The following is an 18,045-nucleotide window of genomic DNA, read 5'->3' on the forward strand; positions in this document are numbered from 1 at the left end:
GTTCCTCCCGGCGAGGTCATTAAACGCGACAAACCGCCCTATCGCGATCCGCCGCGCCCGTTGTAGACGAGCGCCTGCGTGCCGCCGTAGTCGGCGAACACCGCGAGCGCCTCGTTCCGCAGCACGTCCTGCACCACCTCGATCCCGCGCGCCGCGAGCTGGGCGTCCCAGTCGTCGCGCACCGGGCCCTCGTCGAAGCCGGTGAGCTGCTCCAGCTCGGGCCCTGACCCGGCGACGACCAACCGGGTCACGCCCGACCACAGCACCGCGCCGTAGCACATCGCGCACGGGCGCCAGTTGACGACGAGCTCGTGGGCCGGGCCGCCGGCCGCGCCCAGGTCCCAGGCCGAGGCGGCCACCTGGGCCAACGAGAGCGCCACGACCTCGGCGTGCATCGACGACAGCCCGCTGGAGAGCACGACGTTCACCCCGACCGACACGATCCGGCCGGTGGCCCGCTCGGCCACCACCGCGGCGAACGGGCCGCCGTTGCCCTCGACGTGATTGCGGGCGGCCAGCCGGTGGACGAGCGCCATGCGCTCGGCGTCCGAATGGGTCTGGGCGGGAACCTCGGCCAGTTCGGCGCTGACCCAGTCCGGCAGGGCGGCACCGAAGTGCGTTTCGACCTTCATTCGCCGATTGAACCGCCCGCGGGAACGGTCCGGCGGGTGCGAAACCAGGATTTAGCAGACGGTCGCGGTGGAGAGGAGGTACTCCCACTCCATCGCGCCACCGGTGAGCCAGCGGTCGCCGAGCTCGTCCAGCGCGCGCCGGAGCTCGTCCGGCCGGTCGGTCCCGCGCAGGGCGACGATCGTCGGCCCGTACACCGTCGTGAAGTACTCCCGGAACGATGCCCCGGTGGCGAACGCGTCGACGCGCACGGTCCGGCGTTCGGCGGTCAGGTCGGTGACCCGGTCGCCGAACAGCTCGGCGACGTGCGACGGCGAGCCCCACAGCGGCGCCGGCGAGACCCCCGGCGGAGGCGGCGGCACGAACGGCTTCAGCGTCGCGAACAGCTGCCCGATGAACCCCTCCGGGGTCCAGCTGATCAGCCCGATCGTCCCGCCCGGCCGGGCGACCCGCACCAGCTCGTCGGCCGCCGCCCGGTGGTGTGGCGCGAACATCACGCCGACGCAGGAGACGACCACGTCGAACGCGTCGGACTCGAACGGCAGGTCCTCGGCGTCGGCCTCGCGCCAGTCGAGGGTCGCGCCGCGCTCGGCGGCGAGCTTCTCCCCGGCGGCGAGCAGCGACGGCGTGAGGTCGCTGGCGACGACGTCGGCGCCGGTCAGCGCGGCCGGGATCGCCACGTTGCCGGTGCCGGCGGCGACGTCGAGCACGCGCTGCCCGGGTCTGATCCGGCACGCCTCGACGAGCACGGGTCCGAGGGAGGGAATGAGGTCCGCGGCGACGGCCGGGTAGTCGCCGAGGGCCCAGAGTGCACGATGTTTCTGCTTGAGTTCATCCATGCTCCCGACGGTAGGAAAATCGCCGGGCCGGCCCTAGTACACGATCTGTACCGTCGAGTCATGGGTGCCTCGTACCACCAGTTCTGCCCGGTCGCCAAGACCATGGAGCTGCTCGACGAACGCTGGACGCTGCTCGTCGTCCGGGAGCTCGTGGCCGGCAGCCGGCACTTCAACGACCTGCGCCGCGGGCTCCCCCGCATCTCGCCGACCCTGCTGTCCAAACGCCTGCAGCACCTGACTGCGGCCGGGATCGTCGAGCGGCGCCCCAGCGACCGCGACGTCCAGTACGTGCTCACGCCGGCCGGCGAGGAGCTGGCGCCGATCGTCCAGGCGCTCGGCGCGTGGGGCGTCCGCTGGATCGGCGAGCTCGGCGACCGCGACCTGGACCCCAAGCTGCTGCTCTGGGACTGGCACCGGAACGTCGATCTGAGCGCGGTCCCGGCCGGGCGCACGGTCGTCGGCTTCCGCTTCCCCACCGCGCCGGCCCGCCGCCGCGACTGGTGGCTCGTCCTCACGCCGGCCGAGGCCGACGTCTGCGACGCCGACCCCGGCTACGACGTCGCCGTCCAGGTCACCGCCGACCTGCGCCGGCTGATCGACGTCTGGCGCGGCGACGTCACCTGGTCGGACGCGATGCGGGCGGGCGACGTCGAGCTGACCGGGCCGGCGGCGCTGCGCCGGGCCGTGCCGGACTGGTTCCGCCCCAGCGCGTTCGCGGCGGTTCCGCGCGTCAGTTCGGCCGACTAGCCACGCGTTCCCGGCCGGACCTGCCACTGTGGCCCGATGGGCCCACTTCTGGTCGTCTACGGCATCATCGCCGGGATCGCGTTCCTGGTCGTCGTCGCGGTGGCCGCGTTCGGCATGGTCGGGCTGGCGTCGTTCGGCGTCACCCGCACCCAGGGCTGGGCCGACCGCAGCGAGCGCGACCTCCCGGCCGACGGCCGGGACAGCGGCCTGGCCGTCCTCGGCGACGACGACTGAGCCCCTACTGCACCGAGAGGTGGACGTGGTTGGTGTGGGCGGCCGACGGGTCGCTCCCACTCTGGTAGGCGCGCCAGCCGCTGCCAGGTAACCAGATCTGGCGGTACCAGATCACGTACAGCACCCCGAGCCGGTCGGCGTTCGCGATGAACCAGGCCGCGAGCCGGTTCCCGTAGGCACGGTCGTCGCCGGTCGCCGCTCCTCCGAAGCCGCTCTTGGCCGCCGCGAAGTCGCAGGCCCGGCCCTTCGGGTGCTCGCCGAACGAGGCCGGCCGGAAGCAGTGCACGTAGTGCGTGAAGCCGGCCGCCCGGGTCTGGCGCAGCGCGTGCAGGGTCCGGGGCGTGAGGCAGCCGTCGGAGGTCGGGTCGTCCTGGCTGCAGCCCTCGGAGCCGTAGGTGCCGTCGGAGCGGCGGGGTGCGGCGGTGGGTTTCCGTCGTGGTTTGGGGGCGGCTTTGCGTGCCGGCGGGCCGGCGGCTGCGGGGTGGTCGTCGGCGTTGTCGGTGAAACCTCCGGTCGGCTGGCCGCCGACCTTCGCGTCGGCCAGCGCCTTCTCGGCCGCGGCCCGTTTCCGCCCCATCGTCCGCTGGGCCGCCCGCTGCTTCGTCAGTTGCGCGTCGACGTCCTTCTGCGTGTCGGCCAGGTCCCGCCTGGCCTGCCGGAGGTCGGCGAGGGTCTGGCTGCGACGTTCGGAGAGCGTGTCGACGAGCCCCAGGTTGCCGATCAGGTCGGGCAGCGAGCGCGAGTTCGCCATCGCGGTCGCCGCGTCGGGGACGCCGTTCCGGTAGGCGGCCGCGCTCAACTCCTGGACCTGGGCGTCGAGGGCCGAGATCCGCTTCTCCAGCACGGCGATCTGCGAGACCAGCGCGGTGCGTCGCTTCTCCGACGCCTGCGCCTCGGCCCGGGCGTTGTTGTAGCCGGTGGCCGCCTCGTCCAGCCGTTGCTGCAGCGTCGCCGTGCCGCCCTCGTCGTCCGCGGCCGCCGGGGCGACCGGCCCGACGAGCACGCCGAGTCCGATCAGGACGGCGAGCAGCGCGGGCACGACTCGGGGAACGGTCACGATCGGTGACCGTACGTCGCCCGACGAGACTCCCCCGACCCGCAAAGGATCGGATGCGACCCGCTTAATTCGCCCCTAACGAACCTGTGACGCGTGTGACCACTGTGACCGATACCGAACCAGCACGACACCCGACCGAAACGCCCGAGTCTCGGCCAGCCCGAGCCGCGGAAGGGCCGGCGCGCCCTCGAACAGCCGGCGGCCGCTTCCCTTCACGACCGGGTACACGAACAGCCGGAACTCGTCGACCAGTCCCCCGGCCACCAACTGCTGCACCAGCGACACGCTCCCGGTGACGACGATGTCCTTGCCCGGTGCGCGCTTGATCGGGCCGATCTCGTCGAGTCCTCGCAGGACCGTCGTCGGCTCCCACCCCGGGTCGGTGAGCGTCGACGACACGACGTACTTCTGCACCTGGTTCAGGTAGGCGGACACCCCGCTCGTGTCATCGGTCCGGGCCGGCCAGTACCCGCGCATCGCCTCGAACGTCTCGCGCCCGGTGAGGAACGCGTCGGCGGCTCGCATCTGCTCGTTCAGGGCCTCGGTCACGTCGGAGAAGTCGTCCGGACCGGCCGGGTCGAACCAGCCGCCGTCCGCGTCGATGACGCCGTCGAGCGTGATGTTCTCGGTCACCACCAGCGATCGCATGTCCTATCCTCCCGCCCGGACGCGCCGTTCGTCTCTTTCGCGGGACTTGCTGGCGCAGTAGTCACAGATCTCCTTCTGCGGGAAGGGTGCGTCCCCTACCTTTCAGGCATGCGCGTTCTGGTGGTCGCGGCGCCCGTGCCGGGTCACGTACTTCCGTTGCTCCCGCTCTCGCGTGCGCTGGCCGCGGCCGGCGCCGACGTCCTGATCGCCACCGGCGGCGACGCGATTGCCCCGGTCGAGAGATCCGGTCTTCCGGTGGAGGACGTCGCGCCCGGTTTCGACCTCACTTCGGCCTCGCGGGCGGTGACGCTGCGGCGCCCGCTGGCCGGCACCACCGGCTCCCGGGGCCTCGGTGCGCTGTTCGGCGCGATCAACGCGCGACTGCTCGACGCCGTCCGGGCCACCACCGACCGGTTCGCGCCGGACGTCGTCGTCACCGAACCGCTGGCCGTGGCCGGGCTGGTGTCCGCCGCGGCGCGCGGCGTCCCCGTCGTCCGGCACGAGATCAACCTGTACGACGGCGCCGAGCTCAGCGCGGCAGCCGGCGGACCGGCACTCCGGCGCCTGCGGATCGACCGGCTGCCGGAGCCGGCCGCGGTGATCCAGGTGCTGCCGTCCGCGATCGTCGGGGACCGGCCGGGCTGGACGATGCGGTACGAGCCGCCGCTGCTGGCGCCGCTACCGTCGTGGCTCAGCGAGACCCCGGCGCAGCCCCGGATCCTGGTCGGCCGGAGCCCGGCCGGGCTGATGAAATCGCTGGTCCCGATCGCGGGCCGGGTCGACGCCGAGATCGTGCTGGTGCGGCCGGAGCCGGCCTTACCGCCGCAGCTGCCCGACAACGTCCGGACGATCGGCTCGGTCTCGCTCGACGCGGTGCTGCCGACCTGCTCGGGGATCGTCCACCACGGCGGTGCCGGGACGATCCGGTCCGCGTTCGCGGCCGGCGTACCGCAGCTGATCCAGGCCACCGCGGCCGATCACCGCCACAACGCCGAGGCCGTCGTCCGGGCCGGTGCCGGGCTGAGCCTCCCGGGCCGGAACCTGACGCTCGACGACGTGACCCGCCTGTTGACCGACGACGGGCTCCGCAAGGCCAGCGTCACCATCCAGGACGAGCTCGCCGCGCGCCCGTCGCCGGCCGAGATCGCCGAGCGCACGCTGGCCCTGGCCGGCTGACACCGTTCGGAAGCGAACACTGGGCGCGGCAGCGCGCGCACAGAGCGGCCGGCCTCGGGCCGCTTCAATCGGTGCATGGCCGAGATGATCAGCACCGCAGCCCCCGCCCGGACCTCCGGGCTCGACCACCTCGAGCCCTACCTCCTGGCCCCGTCCTCGCTCACGCCGACCGCGCTCCGCGAGCGCGCCGAGATCATCACCGCCGAGATCGCCGCGGCCGGTGGGGCCGAGGCGCTTTTGGCCGCGTCCGACGGCGGGCCGGTGGCCCTCCGCGGCAACTTCCTCTACGACGCCTGGCTGGTCCGCTGGGCCCCGGGCGACGCGACCGACCTGCACGCCCACTCCGTGGGCTTCCAGACCGTGACGGTCCTCGGCGGCAGCCTCCGCGAGACCGTGGCTTCTCCCGCTTCTCTGGACGAGACGGAGCTCGCCGCCGGTGGGCAGCTCGCCGCCCGCCCGGGCCACACCCACCGCCTGGTCGCCGGTGAGGCCGGCGCGGTCACGCTGATGCTGTCGTCGCCGCCGCGGCCGGTTCCCGTGATCAAGGGCTGAGGGTGATCCGCAGCAGGCGCTGGGCGCCGGTCGACTGCTGGTAGTACGTGACGTACTGGATCAGGCCGTTGCGCTGGGCGTACTCCGGGTGGGCGAAGGCCGCGTAGTTCGCGCCGTAGGCACCGGCGTCCGTGTCGGCGATCGTGAACGGCGCCGACCACGGCCCGTACGGGGACCCGCCCACCTGCGCGTCCAGCTCGTGCGAGCCGAACTCCATGTAGACGTTCATCCAGGCCTTCAGCGCGGGGTCGAAGAAGACGCTGTTCCCGGCCGCCCCGGCGTGGATCGTCGCCACGGCGTCGGCCGGGTCGTCCGACCAGATCGGACGGTGGTCGTCGTCGCGTCCGCCGTAGAAACGCCAGGCCGAGCGGTCGGTGAGCCGGTCCAGCGGGACGCGAGCCACCCGGCAGCGGCTGTCGGCGGTGCAGTCGCCGTAGACGTAGACGTCGTCGCCGGCCAGGACCGCCTCGGACGCGTAGAGCGTGCCGGCCGGGAAGAACAACGTCGGGTCACGGCCCTCGATGCTGCTGACCCCCGGACCGTTCGCCGGGGTGAGGCGGGTGACCTCGTACGTGGTCATGTCGACGGCGGCGACGCCGGTGCCGAGGTCCTGGCCGTAGCGCTGGGAGCACGGTTCGCCGGGCGCGCCGCCGCGGCAGAGCTTGTGGTAGAAGACCAGGACGCGGTGGTTGGCCTGATCGGCGATGACCGGGCCGGGCCAGAGCCCGAACGTCACCTGGCAGTAGGCCTCGGTGAGGCAGTTCCTGGCGTGCGACTTCTCGAACGACTTCTCGCGGGAGCTCCAGGGCAGGAACTCGTCGTGGACCGTGCCGTCACCGGTGCCGGAGAGGTCCCCGGCGGTGAGCGTGATGCCGTCCGAGGCGTCGAGGTCGGACGTCGAGACCGCGGTGTTCGAGAGGAACGCGTCCGGCTTCGTCAGCACGGTGTCGGCGAAGACCCAGACCGAGTGGTCGCCGTAGCGGACGCTCTGCCCGTTGTCCCGGGCCTTCACCCGGCTCTCCTGCCGGAGCGGGTCGAGCTGTACGACTTTTTCGACGTCCGGGATCGGCGGGATCTCGTCGGACATCGGGGGCGCCTCGTCACGCTGCGGGGCGGCTACGACGGGAGCGCGGGGGGCGGGGGTGGGGGTGGATGTCGGTGCCGACGGGCGGGCGTTGCCGCCGGTGACGAGGAGGCCGGTGACCAGCAGGGTCAGTGCGTAGGCGACGATTCCGGTGATGACCTGGCTGCGCGACGGCCGACGGGTCGACGAAACGCCCCGGGTCTCCTCGTCGGGTAACGCAGTGGTCGGCACCACGGCTCCTTCGGGGCAGCTTTCCGGGCGGTGCCCGTCAGGAAGACACTGGCAGAAAAAAGCCCCGTTCGAGGCGAGTCAGAAGAGTCTTTGTGTGATCTCCGACCGGTTCGTGCGGCCGGTTGGTACCCGAGAGTTCCGGGGCCGAACCGGCGAGGGGTGGCTGAAACGATTCGGGGCGCAGGTGCCCAGTCTGAAATAGGACTGGGCGGGACGGTCGGGTACGTCCACCCAGGAAATTGGTGATAACGGCTGCCGGGAGCGCCTGGTATGCGGTTCCATCGACCCCGAGCGATGCATTCTGCTGGGGGTGGGGCGGGATGGCGGTTTTCGTTAGTTACAGCCGGGCCGACCGAGAGTTCGTCGCGTCGTCGCTGGTTCCTGACCTGGAGCGGGCGGGGTTCGTCGTCGACTGGGATCACCCCGACGGTGACGCGTTCCCGCCGGGCGTCCGGAGGGCGATCGACGCGTGCACGGTGGTCGTGGTGGTGGGGAGTCGCGCGGCGGTTTCGTCGGTGCGGGTGCGGGGTGAGTTGGCCCATGCGGCGCGGCGGGGGAAGCCGGTGTTCGCGGTGAAGGTGGAAGTGTGTGAGTTGGCGGGGGTGGCGTACGAGGAGTTGACCCGAAGACCGTCGGGCGCGTTCCTGGACCGTCTCCGAAGACACACGGGGCCGGTCGCTGACCCTGCCGCCGCCGCGGCCGGTACGGCCAGTGCGTGCCGGCCCGCCGCGGGAGCGGGCGAAGCCGCCGCAGGGGCTGGCGGGCCTGCCGCGGGAGCGGGTGGGGCAGGCGCAGGGTTGGGCGGGGCAGGCGAGCGGGCAGTGGCAGGCGGGGCTGCCACTGTGCCGCCACCCACCGGGACCGCCGCCGCGACGGCCGCGCTCGCCGAGGCGCCAATCTCAGCAGTTACCGACGACAGGGCCACGACCCTGCTCTCCGCGTCCGACGCCGCATCTGTTCAGCGGCCCGCCGCGAACAGTCCTTCCGCCCCTGACAAAGCCGCCGCCGGGGAGCGACCCGGCGCAGGCAGGGTCGCGGCGTCGCGGCCACCCGACGCGGTCGCCGCACCCGAATCGGACCAGGCGACGGCGCTGCTGTCGGCCACAGACGCCACTTCTGTCCTGCCGCCCAGGACCGCGATGGACGTGCCCACCGTGCCGGCGACTCGAGCCGCCAGCACAGACCGCCCCGGCCCACGCACCACGGGTGCGGCAACCGCTCCGAGGCTCGCCGCACAGGCGGCAGTTGGCCAGGAACCGGCTGCGACCGCGGCCGCCGGCCAACCCTCCACCGGCGGTGCGTCACCCGCTCCACGGGCCGCGGGCATCGCGCCGACTGCGCGCGCCGCGGGTGCCGCATCAGCCCCCCGCGCCGCCGGTGCGGCGGCTCCGCTTGCCGGCGGGGCATCGGCAGCGCGGGCGGCGGGCTCGGCGCCGATCTCGCCGGTCCAAGGTGCAGCGGATGCGCCCGCCGACCGGGACGCTCCCCCCGACCGGGACGCTCCCCCCGACCGGGACGCTCCCGGCGCGGGCGGTAGGGACGTGGGCAGCGCCACCTCCGCGCCCCCGGCCGACGAGCCGATTCGGCAGGCGGCGGCGCCGACGGTTCTCGCGGCCAGCGGCGCGCCCATCCCGGGCGCAGCGCCCGCCGCAGGCAGGGCTTCCATCCCAGCCGATGCACCCGTGTCCGGCGGCCCGCACCTTCGCGGGAAGGCTTCCGTTCCGGGGAAGTCCGCCGCTCCTGGCTCGAGCGGGGATGGCGCACGCGCCGTGCCGCTCGGGGGCGCGGCGGCCCCGGTGGTTGGGCCTGCTCCGGCCGCGGAGGGGAAACGCGCAGCGGGCAAGGCCTCCGTCACGCCATCGACCGCCGAGGCACCCGGCGCGCCTCCGCCGCCCTCACCCACCGCGCGCGGCGCCGCCGCGCCCCCTTCCCCCACCGCCGGCGCCACGCCCACCGCGGACTCCCCGCCCGCCAAACCCGCCGGACGCGCCACACCCACTCCGCCCCCCGGGCACGCCGCGCCCGCCCCGCCCGCCGAACGCGCCACACCCACTCCGCCCGCCGAGCGGGCCGCGCCCGCTCAACCCGCCGAGCGCACCACACCCACGCCGCCCGCCGGACGCGCCACGCCCACTCAGCCCCCCGGACGCGCTACACCCACTCCGCCCGCCGAGCGCGCCACACCTGCCGGGCGCACCACACCCGCCGGGCGGGCCGCGCTCGGGCGGGGCGCTGCGGGCGGCTCGCCGGCTCGGGGCGTCGCGGGGTCGGCTGGGGTGGCGCGTCCGGCGGCGCCGCCAGCGGCAAGCGACCCGGGCCCCGCAGGCTCCCTCCTCGACGGCCTGCCGCACCCACCCTCGGACGACGAACCCTCAGGTCGAGCGAAGGTCAAAACCGACTGGTCGCTCTCGCTCTTCACCCGCGGCCCCAAGGCACCCCTCCCCCCACCCCTCCCGTTCCCCCGCGGCCTCGACGGCATCGGCGCCCCCCGCCGCCCACGAATCGTCTGGCACCTCGCCATGACCGCCACCACGCTGCTCCTCCCTCCCCTCGGCGTCTACGCGGCCCTCTTCACGCTCTGGACGCTCCGTCGGTCGCGCGACACGAAGGGACGCTCTCCGCGCCAGCGGGCGGCGATCTCCAAGACCCAACGCATCGTGTTCCGCTACGTCCTCGCCGGCACGCTCTGGTTCACCGGCCTGACGCTCGTCTCGCGACGAAACCCCGGCCTGCTCCCGATCGACCTCTGGACCCTCGTCTCCACCCAGAAACCCGGCACCGGCTGGGAGAAGCTCGCCCTCCTGTACTTCGCCGCCGCGGCCGCGATCGCCGTCGCCGTGTACCTGTACGCGACCGCCGGGAGCGCCACGCGCCCCCCGAACAGCGAGCGCCCGATGATCGCCTGGATGCTGGCGATCACGCTGAGCGCGCTCAGCTCGGCCGTGTTCTTCGCCTACTTCTGGCCCTCGTTCGCCCTGACGACCGCGCTCATCCTGGTCGCCGTCCACGTGGCCCTCACCGCCCTCCAGCTCGCGCTCTGGCTCCCCGAGCACCGCGCCGCGGTCCAGAACGGCTGACGTACGATTCGCGACGTGAGCGCTCAGGCCGAGGACGTTCCTGAGGCGCGGGCCCCGCTGACCAGGCCGCGGGTGCTGCGCGCGGCGATCGCGCTGGCCGACGAACGCGGGGTCGAGGCGCTCACGATGCGCCGGCTCGCCACCGAGCTCGGCGTCGAGGCGATGTCGCTCTACCACTACGTCGCCAAGAAGGACGACGTCCTCGACGGCGTCGTCGACGTGCTCGCGAGCGAGATCAACGACGCGGTAGCGGAGATCGACGTACCGACCGCGGGCGCGGCCTGGCAGAGCGCCGCGCGGCAGCGCATCCTCACCGCCCGGCAGGTCATGCTGCGGCACCCGTGGGCGCCGCGGGTCTTCGCGACCCGGACCGTGATGAGCCCGGCGACGATCCTGTACCACGACCGGCTGGTCGGCCTGATGCGCGACGGGGGCTTCTCCTACGACCTCGCGCATCGCGCGATGCACGCGCTCGGGAGCCGGTCGCTGGGCTTCACCCAGGAGATGTTCGATCCGGGCGGCTCGATGCCCGCCGAGGCGGACCCGGAGGTCCTGCTCGGCGACTTCGCGACGATGGTGCCGAACCTCGTCGGCATGCTGGTCGACGCCCAGGCGCACGTCGACCCCGAGTCGCGCCTCGGCTGGTGCGACGACCAGGCCGAATTCGAGTTCGGGCTCGACTTGATCCTCGACGGCCTCGAGCGCCTCGTCTCCCGCTGAACCCAGAACCCTTGACGTTCTTACACCGTAAGGCTACCTTACGCCGTAAGCCAGCCTTACAACGTAAGGAGCTCCGATGAAGGCCATCGTCCAGGACCGCTACGGCTCACCCGACGTGCTCTCGTTCACCGACGTGCCGACACCCCGGCCGAGCAAGGACGACGACGTGCTGATCCGGGTCCGCGCCGCCTCGGTCAACGCCCGCGACTGGCACGTCATGCGCGGCGACCCTTACGTCGCCCGGCTCATGGCCCCGGACGTCGGCGGCCTCACAGCCCCGAAACAGCGCGTCCGCGGCACCGACTTCGCCGGCGTCGTCGAGTCGGTCGGCGCGTCGGTCACCCACGTCCGGCCGGGCGACGCGGTGTTCGGCGAGGCCCCGGGCGCGTTCGCCGAGTACGTGGTGGCGCCGCGGAACGCAGTCGCCGGCAAACCCGCGAGCATGACGTTCGAGCAGGCCGCGGCCCTGCCCCTGGCCGGGAACACCGCGCTGCTCAGCCTCGTCGAGATCGCGGGGGTCGAGGCCGGGCAGACCGTGCTGATCAACGGCGCGTCCGGCGGCGTCGGCACGTACGCGGTGCAGCTCGCCGCGGCCCACGGCGCGACCGTCACCGCGGTGTGCAGCACCCGCAACGTCGAACTGGTCGAATCGCTCGGCGCGCACGACGTCGTCGACTACCGGAAGACCGACTTCCGGACGCGTGACCGGCAGTACGACGTGGTCTTCGACCTCGTCGGGAACCGGTCGCTCCGCGACCTCAAGCGGTCGCTGACGCCGACCGGGACCCTGCTGCTCTCCGGCGGCGGGGTCTCCACCGGGGGGACGCCCTTCGGGCCGATGAAACTCATCGTGGCCGCCAAGCTCCAGTCGCGGTTCGTGAAGCAGCGGATCGAGGTGCCGGAGGCGAAGCCGAGCACGCGCGCGTTGACCGAGCTCGGCGCGCTGGTCGAGGAGGGCAGGCTGACGTCGGTCATCGACCGCACGTACGCGCTGGCCGCCGCGGCCGACGCGATCCGCTACCTCGAGACCGACCACGCCCGGGCCAAGGTCGTCCTCACCGCGTAGAACGCCAGGCCGCGCGATCGACTCGCTGGAGGGCCTGGCTCGCCTGCTCTTCCGCCCCTACCTGTAGCCTGGGCGAAATTTCGTTTATGCGGCAATTTCGGGGGTACAGGTGCAGATTCGCCGTCGATCGCTCCTGAAGGCGTCGCTGTTCGCGCCGGTGGCCGCCGCCGGGTGCGGCACGAAGACCGGCGCCGGGAAGACCGACGGGACCTCGCTCTGGTGCTGGCCCGGCGGCCTCAGCACCAAGGTCGTCGCCGACGCCAAACAGAAGTTCCGGAACGACACGACGCTGATCTACAGCGAGTACTCCGGCAACTTCCGGCAGAAGCTGACGTCCGCCCTGTCCGGGAGGGCCCCCGCGATCACCGGGATCAAGGGTGAGGACATCGCCTCGTTCCTGCCCCGCGCCGACCAGTTCGTCGACCTGACCACGCTCGGCGCCGACCGGCTGACGTCGGCCTACCTGCCGTCGAAGTGGCAGGAGGCGACGGCGGTCGACGGCCGGCAGGTCGGGATCCCGATCGACATCGGCCCGACCGCGATGTTCTACCGGACCGACGTGTTCGACCGCGCGGGCCTGCCGACCGACCCGGCCGACGTCGACGCGGCCACCGCGACCTGGGCCGAGTTCCTCGCGTTCGGCAAGCGGCTGCGCGCGCGGCTACCGGGGACGTACGTGCTGGCCAACACGCTGACGATGTTCACGATCGAGGTGTGCCAGTCGGGCAAGCGCTTCGTCGACCAGTTCAACCACTTCGTCGGCGACGACGAGCACGTCAAGAACGCCTGGGACGTCGCGGTGCAGGCGTCGACCGGTGGGCTGTGCGCCGGGATCGACAACGACGACAAGCGGTGGGGGCCGGCGCTGGCCGCCGGGTCGATCGCGGTGTCGTTCGGAGCCGCCTGGCACGCGCAGGACATCGAGAGCGACGCGCCCAGCGCGTCGGGGGCCTGGCGGGTCGCGGCCGGCCCGGCCGGCGGCGCCAACATCGGCGGGTCGTTCCTCGCGATCCCGGCCTCGACCACCGATCAGGCGACCGCGTTCGAGATCATCGAGTGGATCCTCAGCCCGGAGAACGAGGCCCGCGCGTACACCGACGCCCGGCTCTTCCCGTCGACGCCGTCCAGCTACTCGATGCCCGCGCTGACCGAGCCCGAGCCCTACTACGGCGGTCAGCGCACGATCGACGTGTTCAGCGCGTCGGCCCGGAAGACCCGCCGGGCGTACGAGGCACCCTCGGACGCGGCGATCCAGGACGTCTACCTCAACGAGCTGCGCAACGTCGAGTACCACGGCAAGAAGCCGGAACAGGCCTGGTCGGACGCGGTCAAGGCAGCCCGGACGGTGGCGGCCGAGAACGGCGTCAACTGAGCGTCGCGTCGGCCAGCGGCTTCAGGTACCGGGCCGGGTGGTCGGCGATCTGGTCGGCCTGGGCGCGGAACCAGGCGGCGGTCGTGGCTGCGTCCCGCTGCCGGGCGACGATCCCGGCGACGTTCATCCGGGTGATCGCCAGCGGCGGGATCTGCACCCAGCCGGTCGGGAGGCTCTCGCCGTAGCGCAGGTACCGCGCCTGCAGCCGGCCCAGCACCGCACCCTGCAGGAACGTCTCCCCCGAGACGAGCGCCAGGTCGTCCCGGACGACCGCCTGCAGCGCCCCGGCCGCCAGACCGACGCCGCCGGCGGCCCAGTGGGCGTGGTGCGCGGCCCGGGCCGCGACGATGCTGACGCTGTCCATGTCGCCCACCCCGACGAACGCCAGCGCATCGGGATTGGCCGCGACCAGCACGTTCCAGGCTTCCTGGTTGATCTTCGGGTCGAGCTTCGTGTCGAACGGACCGAGCACCCGGACGCCGGGGAACAGAACGCCGAACGCCTCCCGGAGCCCGGTGATGCGGGCGTCGTAGGACTGGACGCCGGGGGCCGGGTTGCCGATCACGATCGTGCCGGTGGCTCCGGTCGGCACCCGGCGGGCGACCTGACGCGCGAGCAGCCCGCCGAGCAGCCGGTTGTCGTTGCCGACCAGCAGCGGGACGTCCGAGCCGGGCGCCGGCGCGCACTGCAGCATCGCGGCTGGCGTCCCGTCGTCGGCCAGTTCGGCCAGCGGGTCGGCGAACAGCTCCGGGCTGTAGGTGAAGATCGCGTAGCTGTCCGGGCGCGGCGTGCGCTGGGTCTGGAACTGGCGCAACTGCTGGGCGGTGTCGGCGATCTGCGGGCCGAACTCGCGGTGACGCACGCCGCCGACGCGGTCGACGCCGGTCGCGAAGCCCCGGACCAGCTGCGTGACCGAGTTGAGCTCCGCGCCCACGACGACGAGCGCGGCCAGCGGCGTCGTCGTGGGTTCTCTCGTGCAGCCGGCGACGGCGACGAGCAGCGCCACGACGAGCAGGACGCGCATGCCCTCCTCATCGGCCCGCGCACTTCGTTCTGCAGGGGTTTGTTGCGTCCGGCGGCTCAGCCCACCCCCACCGCGGCCGATGGGTCCCAGGATGGGGTTCTCGTGGATGCGACGACGCGCGGTCGCGCGGAGCGCGGCGGCCGCCTTGGCGATCGGCCTGGCTCTCCTCGCGGGTCTCGCCGTGTTCAGCAGCCGCGGGTCGGCGAGCGCGATGGCCACGATCTCCGCCCACGAGCAGACCAGCCAGCAGTGGAACCAGGTCTACCTGAAGATCAGCATCGAATACGAACAGCTGGTCGATTTTCTGCGCGCGGACAGCGCGGTCGGACGGCAGCCGCTGATCTCGTCGATCGGCTCGGCGGAGCCGAACCTCCGCTGGCTGACCGCCAACGGCAGCAAGGCCGACGCCTTCCAGGCCCGCGCGCTCCAGAACACCTACGGCGGGTACAGCTACACGCTGCGGACGCTCGTCGAGGCCGACAAGCGCGGCGACCGGGCCGAGGTGCTGCTCGACGCCGAGCAGGCCGCGCTGAGCGCGTCGGCGCTGCGCAAGCAGGCGACGGTGAACATCGCCCGCAACGGCCTGGAGGCCAGCGGCGTCCTCCGCGACGCCCAGCAGGCCAACCACCGGATCCTGGTCGCGGTCGAGGTCATCTCGGCGGTCGACGTCGCGCTCGTCGTCCTCTGCACGCTCGTGCTGTTCGCCTATCAGCGGGGCACCGAGCGGCAGGCCGACGAGAGCCAGTACCGGGCCTCGCACGACAGCCTGACCGGCGTGGCGAACCGCGGCCTGCTGCACGAGCGGGTCGACCAGGCGCTGGCCGACTGCGCCCCCGGCGACGGGGTCGCGCTGCTGCTGCTCGACCTCAACCGGTTCAAGGAGGTCAACGACACGCTCGGGCACCACGCCGGCGACGAGCTGCTGAAGGAGGTCGCGGCCCGGTTGACCCAGGCCGCCCGCCGGCACGACCTGGTGGCGCGCCTCGGTGGCGACGAGTTCGCCGTGCTGATCCCGGGCGTCCCCGACGACCGCACCGCGGTCGAGATCGGCGATCGCTTCCACGTGGCCCTCTGCGGGCCGATGGTGGTCGAGGGCGTCATGGTCGACGTGTCGGGGAGCGTCGGTATCTCCCGCTATCCGACGCCGAGCGGCTCGGCCGGGGAGCTGCTGCAGCACGCGGACATCGCGATGTACCTGGCCAAGCGGGGCGGGCTGGGGATCGCGTTCTACCGCCCGGACGACGACCGGCACACGTCCGAGCGGCTGACCGTGGTCGCGGAGCTGCGCGAGGCCGTCGAGCGCGGCGACCTGACCGTGCACTACCAGCCGATCGTCCGCCGGTCGACACACGAGGTGCGCGGGGTCGAGGCGCTGGTCCGATGGCCGCACCCGTCCCGCGGGCTGCTCACGCCGGAGGAGTTCGTGCCGATCGCCGAGGAGAACGACCTGATCCCGGCGCTGACCGACCTGGTCCTCGACCGGGCCCTGGCCCAGCACCGGGCCTGGCTCGACGCCGGCCTCGACCTGCCGGTGGCGGTGAACGTCGGCGGCGCGTGCTTCCTCGACGCCGGTTTTCCGGCCCGGGTCCGGTCGCTGCTCGACCGGCACCGGGTCGAGCCCGGCCGGCTGACCGCCGAGATCACCGAGAGCGCGGTGCTCCCCGACGCCGGCCGCGCGTCGGCGGTGCTCACCGAGCTGCGCGGGCTGGGCGTCCGGCTGTCGATCGACGACTTCGGGACGGGCTTCTCGGCGATGGGCCACCTCCAGTCGATGCCGCTGGACGAGCTCAAGATCGACCGGTCGATCACCGCCCAGATCGGGGCGACCGAGGGCGGGAAGGCGGTCGTGGGTGCGCTGATCGAGCTGGGGCACGCGCTGCGGCTGGAGGTGGTGGTGGAGGGCGTCGAGGACGCGGCGACGTGCGCGGTCGTCGATTCGCTGGGCGCCGACCGGCTCCAGGGCTACGCGTTCAGCCGCCCGCTGCCGCCGGAGGAACTCGTCGCCTGGACCCGCCCGATCCCAGCCGCCGCCACACCCTGACCGGTGTCGGTCGGGCGGGGAGTTCCGTAGGCTGGCTCCACCTACCAGACCTATCGGTTAGGCGGTGTAGCCATGACGCACGCACTGGATCCGACCTTCTACCGCACTGCCGCCGACGCCGCGGCGGCTCCCGTCGAAGAGCTCGCGTACGTGGCCGTGTTCGACCGCGCGGCCGAGCAGCGGGACGCGATGACCGTGGTCGACGTCAACCCGGCATCGCCGGAGTACGGCCGGGTCGTCGGCTGGACCGAGGTGCCGAACCTCGGCGACGAGCTGCACCATTTCGGCTGGAACGCCTGCTCCAGTGCCCTCAAGCACGAGGGTCACGACATGCACGGGCTGGCCCGGCGCAACCTGCTGGTGCCCGGCCTGCGGTCCTCGAACATCTACGTGCTCGACGTCGCCGCCGACCCGCGCGCCCCCGAGCTGGTCAAGACCATCGACGCGAAGGAGCTGGCCGCGAAGGCCGGCTACTCCCGCCCGCACACGCTGCACTGCGGCCCGGACGGCGTGTTCCTCACCTGCCTCGGCGGTCCCGAGGACGATCCGGACGGTCCCGGCGGCATCGCGCTGCTCGACCACGCCACGTTTGACGTCGTCCGCAAATGGGAGACCGACCGCGGGCCGCAGCACTTCCACTACGACGCCTGGTGGCACCTGAACCAGAACGTCCTCGTGTCCAGCGAGTGGGGCAGCCCCTCGATGATCGAGAACGGCGTCGTCCCCGAGCTCCTGCTCGGCGGCCAGTACGGGCACGCGCTGCACTTCTGGGACCTGGCCGAGGGACGTCACCTGCAGCGCGTCGACCTGGGCGCGGAGCAGCAGATGGTGCTGGAGGTCCGGCCCTCGCACGACCCGGAGGCGACCTGGGGTTTCGTCGGCGTCGTGGTCTCCACCGCGGACCTGTCCGCGTCGGTCTGGCGGTGGTTCCGCGACGGCGACCGCTTCGCGGTCGAGAAGGTCGTCACGATCCCGGCCGAGCCGGCCGACCCCGCGTTGCTGCCGCCCGCGCTGCAGCCGTTCGGCGCGGTTCCGCCGCTGGTCACCGACATCGACCTGTCGGTCGACGACAAGTTCCTCTACGTCTCGTGCTGGGCGACGGGCGAGCTCAAGCAGTACGACGTCAGCGACCCCGCGCACCCGGTCGAGGTCGGTTCGGTGCGGCTGGGCGGCATCGTCGGACGGACGCCGCACCCGGCCCGGCCCGACCTGCCGCTGGCCGGCGGGCCGCAGATGGTGGAGGTCAGCCGGGACGGCCGGCGCGTGTACTTCACGAACTCGCTGTACGGGGCCTGGGACGACCAGTTCTATCCGGACGGCGTCGGCGCCTGGATGGCCAAGCTCGACGTCGACCCGGCCGGCGGGCTGAGCATCGACGAGTCGTTCTTCCCGCACGGCGACGACTTCCGGGGACGGCGGGTCCACCAGATCCGGCTCCAGGGCGGCGACGCGTCGTCCGATTCGTACTGCTACCGCTGATCCACCAGATTCGCCTCCGGAAGGAGGCAACCTCCGTGCTCCCGGCGGGCTCTTAGTGGTGAGACCGC

16 protein-coding genes and 1 pseudogene are annotated in these 18,045 nt (G+C 72.8%); 11 read left to right on the top strand and 6 right to left on the bottom strand.

Going from position 1 to position 18,045, the window contains the following annotated elements:
• Positions 1-38: 38 nt before the first annotated feature.
• Positions 39-632, bottom strand: a complete 594-nt coding sequence (locus FL583_RS00540) for a nucleoside deaminase (RefSeq protein WP_142702420.1) — start codon at positions 630-632, stop codon at positions 39-41.
• 51 nt (positions 633-683) lie between these two features.
• Entirely contained in the window at positions 684-1,469 is a 786-nt protein-coding gene (locus FL583_RS00545) for a class I SAM-dependent methyltransferase (protein ID WP_142702421.1), read from the bottom strand.
• 60 nt (positions 1,470-1,529) lie between these two features.
• Between FL583_RS00545 and FL583_RS00550 the strand changes: the two genes are divergently transcribed.
• Entirely contained in the window at positions 1,530-2,216 is a 687-nt protein-coding gene (locus FL583_RS00550; RefSeq protein ID WP_142702422.1) for a winged helix-turn-helix transcriptional regulator, read from the top strand.
• 36 nt (positions 2,217-2,252) lie between these two features.
• Positions 2,253-2,450, top strand: coding sequence for a hypothetical protein (locus tag FL583_RS00555; protein ID WP_142702423.1), 198 nt, complete (start codon positions 2,253-2,255; stop codon positions 2,448-2,450).
• 4 nt (positions 2,451-2,454) lie between these two features.
• Here the strand turns inward: FL583_RS00555 and FL583_RS00560 are convergent, their stop codons facing one another.
• Positions 2,455-3,507 (bottom strand): coiled-coil domain-containing protein, encoded by a 1,053-nt coding sequence (locus FL583_RS00560; protein ID WP_142702424.1) that lies wholly within the window; start codon positions 3,505-3,507, stop codon positions 2,455-2,457.
• Between the two features lie 75 nt (positions 3,508-3,582).
• A complete protein-coding gene (locus FL583_RS00565; RefSeq protein ID WP_142702425.1) occupies positions 3,583-4,155 on the bottom strand; it encodes a dihydrofolate reductase family protein in 573 nt (190 codons plus the stop codon).
• 108 nt (positions 4,156-4,263) lie between these two features.
• Here FL583_RS00565 and FL583_RS00570 point away from each other — a divergent pair, with 108 nt between their 5' ends.
• Positions 4,264-5,331 carry a glycosyltransferase gene (locus FL583_RS00570; protein WP_142702426.1) on the top strand — a complete coding sequence of 356 codons (1,068 nt, stop codon included), beginning with the start codon at positions 4,264-4,266 and terminating at the stop codon, positions 5,329-5,331.
• A 75-nt stretch (positions 5,332-5,406) separates the two neighbouring features.
• On the top strand, positions 5,407-5,883 hold the full coding sequence (locus FL583_RS00575) for a cupin domain-containing protein (protein ID WP_142702427.1): 477 nt from the start codon (positions 5,407-5,409) through the stop codon (positions 5,881-5,883).
• Here the strand turns inward: FL583_RS00575 and FL583_RS00580 are convergent.
• Positions 5,873-7,198: a DUF4185 domain-containing protein gene (locus FL583_RS00580; RefSeq protein ID WP_142702428.1), complete on the bottom strand. Its 1,326-nt coding sequence runs from the start codon at positions 7,196-7,198 to the stop codon at positions 5,873-5,875. The two genes, FL583_RS00575 and FL583_RS00580, sit on opposite strands and share 11 nt — an antisense overlap.
• 320 nt (positions 7,199-7,518) lie before the next feature.
• Between FL583_RS00580 and FL583_RS42755 the strand changes: the two are divergent.
• From FL583_RS42755 to FL583_RS00600, 5 genes and pseudogenes are all read left to right on the top strand, one after another.
• Positions 7,519-7,809: pseudogene (locus tag FL583_RS42755) on the top strand (toll/interleukin-1 receptor domain-containing protein); the annotation flags it as partial.
• Positions 7,810-9,717: 1,908 nt separating this feature from the next.
• The gene (locus FL583_RS41355; RefSeq protein ID WP_240746538.1) at positions 9,718-10,275 is read left to right on the top strand and encodes a hypothetical protein; all 558 of its coding nucleotides are present in this window, start codon (positions 9,718-9,720) and stop codon (positions 10,273-10,275) included.
• Positions 10,276-10,290: 15 nt separating this feature from the next.
• Entirely contained in the window at positions 10,291-10,995 is a 705-nt protein-coding gene (locus tag FL583_RS00590; protein ID WP_205751742.1) for a TetR/AcrR family transcriptional regulator, read from the top strand.
• A 76-nt stretch (positions 10,996-11,071) separates the two neighbouring features.
• Positions 11,072-12,061, top strand: coding sequence for an NAD(P)-dependent alcohol dehydrogenase (locus FL583_RS00595; RefSeq protein WP_142702430.1), 990 nt, complete (start codon positions 11,072-11,074; stop codon positions 12,059-12,061).
• Between the two features lie 109 nt (positions 12,062-12,170).
• Positions 12,171-13,433 (top strand): ABC transporter substrate-binding protein, encoded by a 1,263-nt coding sequence (locus FL583_RS00600; RefSeq protein ID WP_205751743.1) that lies wholly within the window; start codon positions 12,171-12,173, stop codon positions 13,431-13,433.
• Here the strand turns inward: FL583_RS00600 and FL583_RS00605 are convergent.
• The gene (locus tag FL583_RS00605; RefSeq protein WP_142702431.1) at positions 13,426-14,457 is read right to left on the bottom strand and encodes a substrate-binding domain-containing protein; all 1,032 of its coding nucleotides are present in this window, start codon (positions 14,455-14,457) and stop codon (positions 13,426-13,428) included. The genes FL583_RS00600 and FL583_RS00605 overlap by 8 nt on opposite strands.
• Before the next feature lie 106 nt (positions 14,458-14,563).
• Here FL583_RS00605 and FL583_RS00610 point away from each other — a divergent pair, with 106 nt between their 5' ends.
• Together FL583_RS00610 and FL583_RS00615 are read left to right on the top strand one after the other, a co-directional pair.
• Positions 14,564-16,498 (top strand): putative bifunctional diguanylate cyclase/phosphodiesterase, encoded by a 1,935-nt coding sequence (locus FL583_RS00610; RefSeq protein ID WP_170323418.1) that lies wholly within the window; start codon positions 14,564-14,566, stop codon positions 16,496-16,498.
• A gap of 72 nt (positions 16,499-16,570) precedes the next feature.
• On the top strand, positions 16,571-17,977 hold the full coding sequence (locus FL583_RS00615; protein ID WP_142702433.1) for a selenium-binding protein SBP56-related protein: 1,407 nt from the start codon (positions 16,571-16,573) through the stop codon (positions 17,975-17,977).
• Positions 17,978-18,045 lie beyond the last annotated feature (68 nt).

This window comes from Cryptosporangium phraense (assembly GCF_006912135.1).
Classification (GTDB): Bacteria; Actinomycetota; Actinomycetes; order Mycobacteriales; family Cryptosporangiaceae; genus Cryptosporangium; species Cryptosporangium phraense.

Bases quoted from the DNA above. Each gene is read 5' to 3' on its own strand.
- FL583_RS00565 (WP_142702425.1), bottom strand. From the start codon at position 4,155: ATGCGATCGCTGGTGGTGACCGAGAACATCACGCTCGACGGCGTCATC.
- FL583_RS00610 (WP_170323418.1), top strand. From the start codon at position 14,564: ATGCGACGACGCGCGGTCGCGCGGAGCGCGGCGGCCGCCTTGGCGATC.
- FL583_RS00575 (WP_142702427.1), top strand. From the start codon at position 5,407: ATGGCCGAGATGATCAGCACCGCAGCCCCCGCCCGGACCTCCGGGCTC.
- FL583_RS00555 (WP_142702423.1), top strand. From the start codon at position 2,253: ATGGGCCCACTTCTGGTCGTCTACGGCATCATCGCCGGGATCGCGTTC.
- FL583_RS00550 (WP_142702422.1), top strand. From the start codon at position 1,530: ATGGGTGCCTCGTACCACCAGTTCTGCCCGGTCGCCAAGACCATGGAG.
- FL583_RS41355 (WP_240746538.1), top strand. From the start codon at position 9,718: ATGACCGCCACCACGCTGCTCCTCCCTCCCCTCGGCGTCTACGCGGCC.
- FL583_RS00540 (WP_142702420.1), bottom strand. From the start codon at position 632: ATGAAGGTCGAAACGCACTTCGGTGCCGCCCTGCCGGACTGGGTCAGC.
- FL583_RS00605 (WP_142702431.1), bottom strand. From the start codon at position 14,457: ATGCGCGTCCTGCTCGTCGTGGCGCTGCTCGTCGCCGTCGCCGGCTGC.
- FL583_RS00545 (WP_142702421.1), bottom strand. From the start codon at position 1,469: ATGGATGAACTCAAGCAGAAACATCGTGCACTCTGGGCCCTCGGCGAC.
- FL583_RS00595 (WP_142702430.1), top strand. From the start codon at position 11,072: ATGAAGGCCATCGTCCAGGACCGCTACGGCTCACCCGACGTGCTCTCG.
- FL583_RS00615 (WP_142702433.1), top strand. From the start codon at position 16,571: ATGACGCACGCACTGGATCCGACCTTCTACCGCACTGCCGCCGACGCC.
- FL583_RS00570 (WP_142702426.1), top strand. From the start codon at position 4,264: ATGCGCGTTCTGGTGGTCGCGGCGCCCGTGCCGGGTCACGTACTTCCG.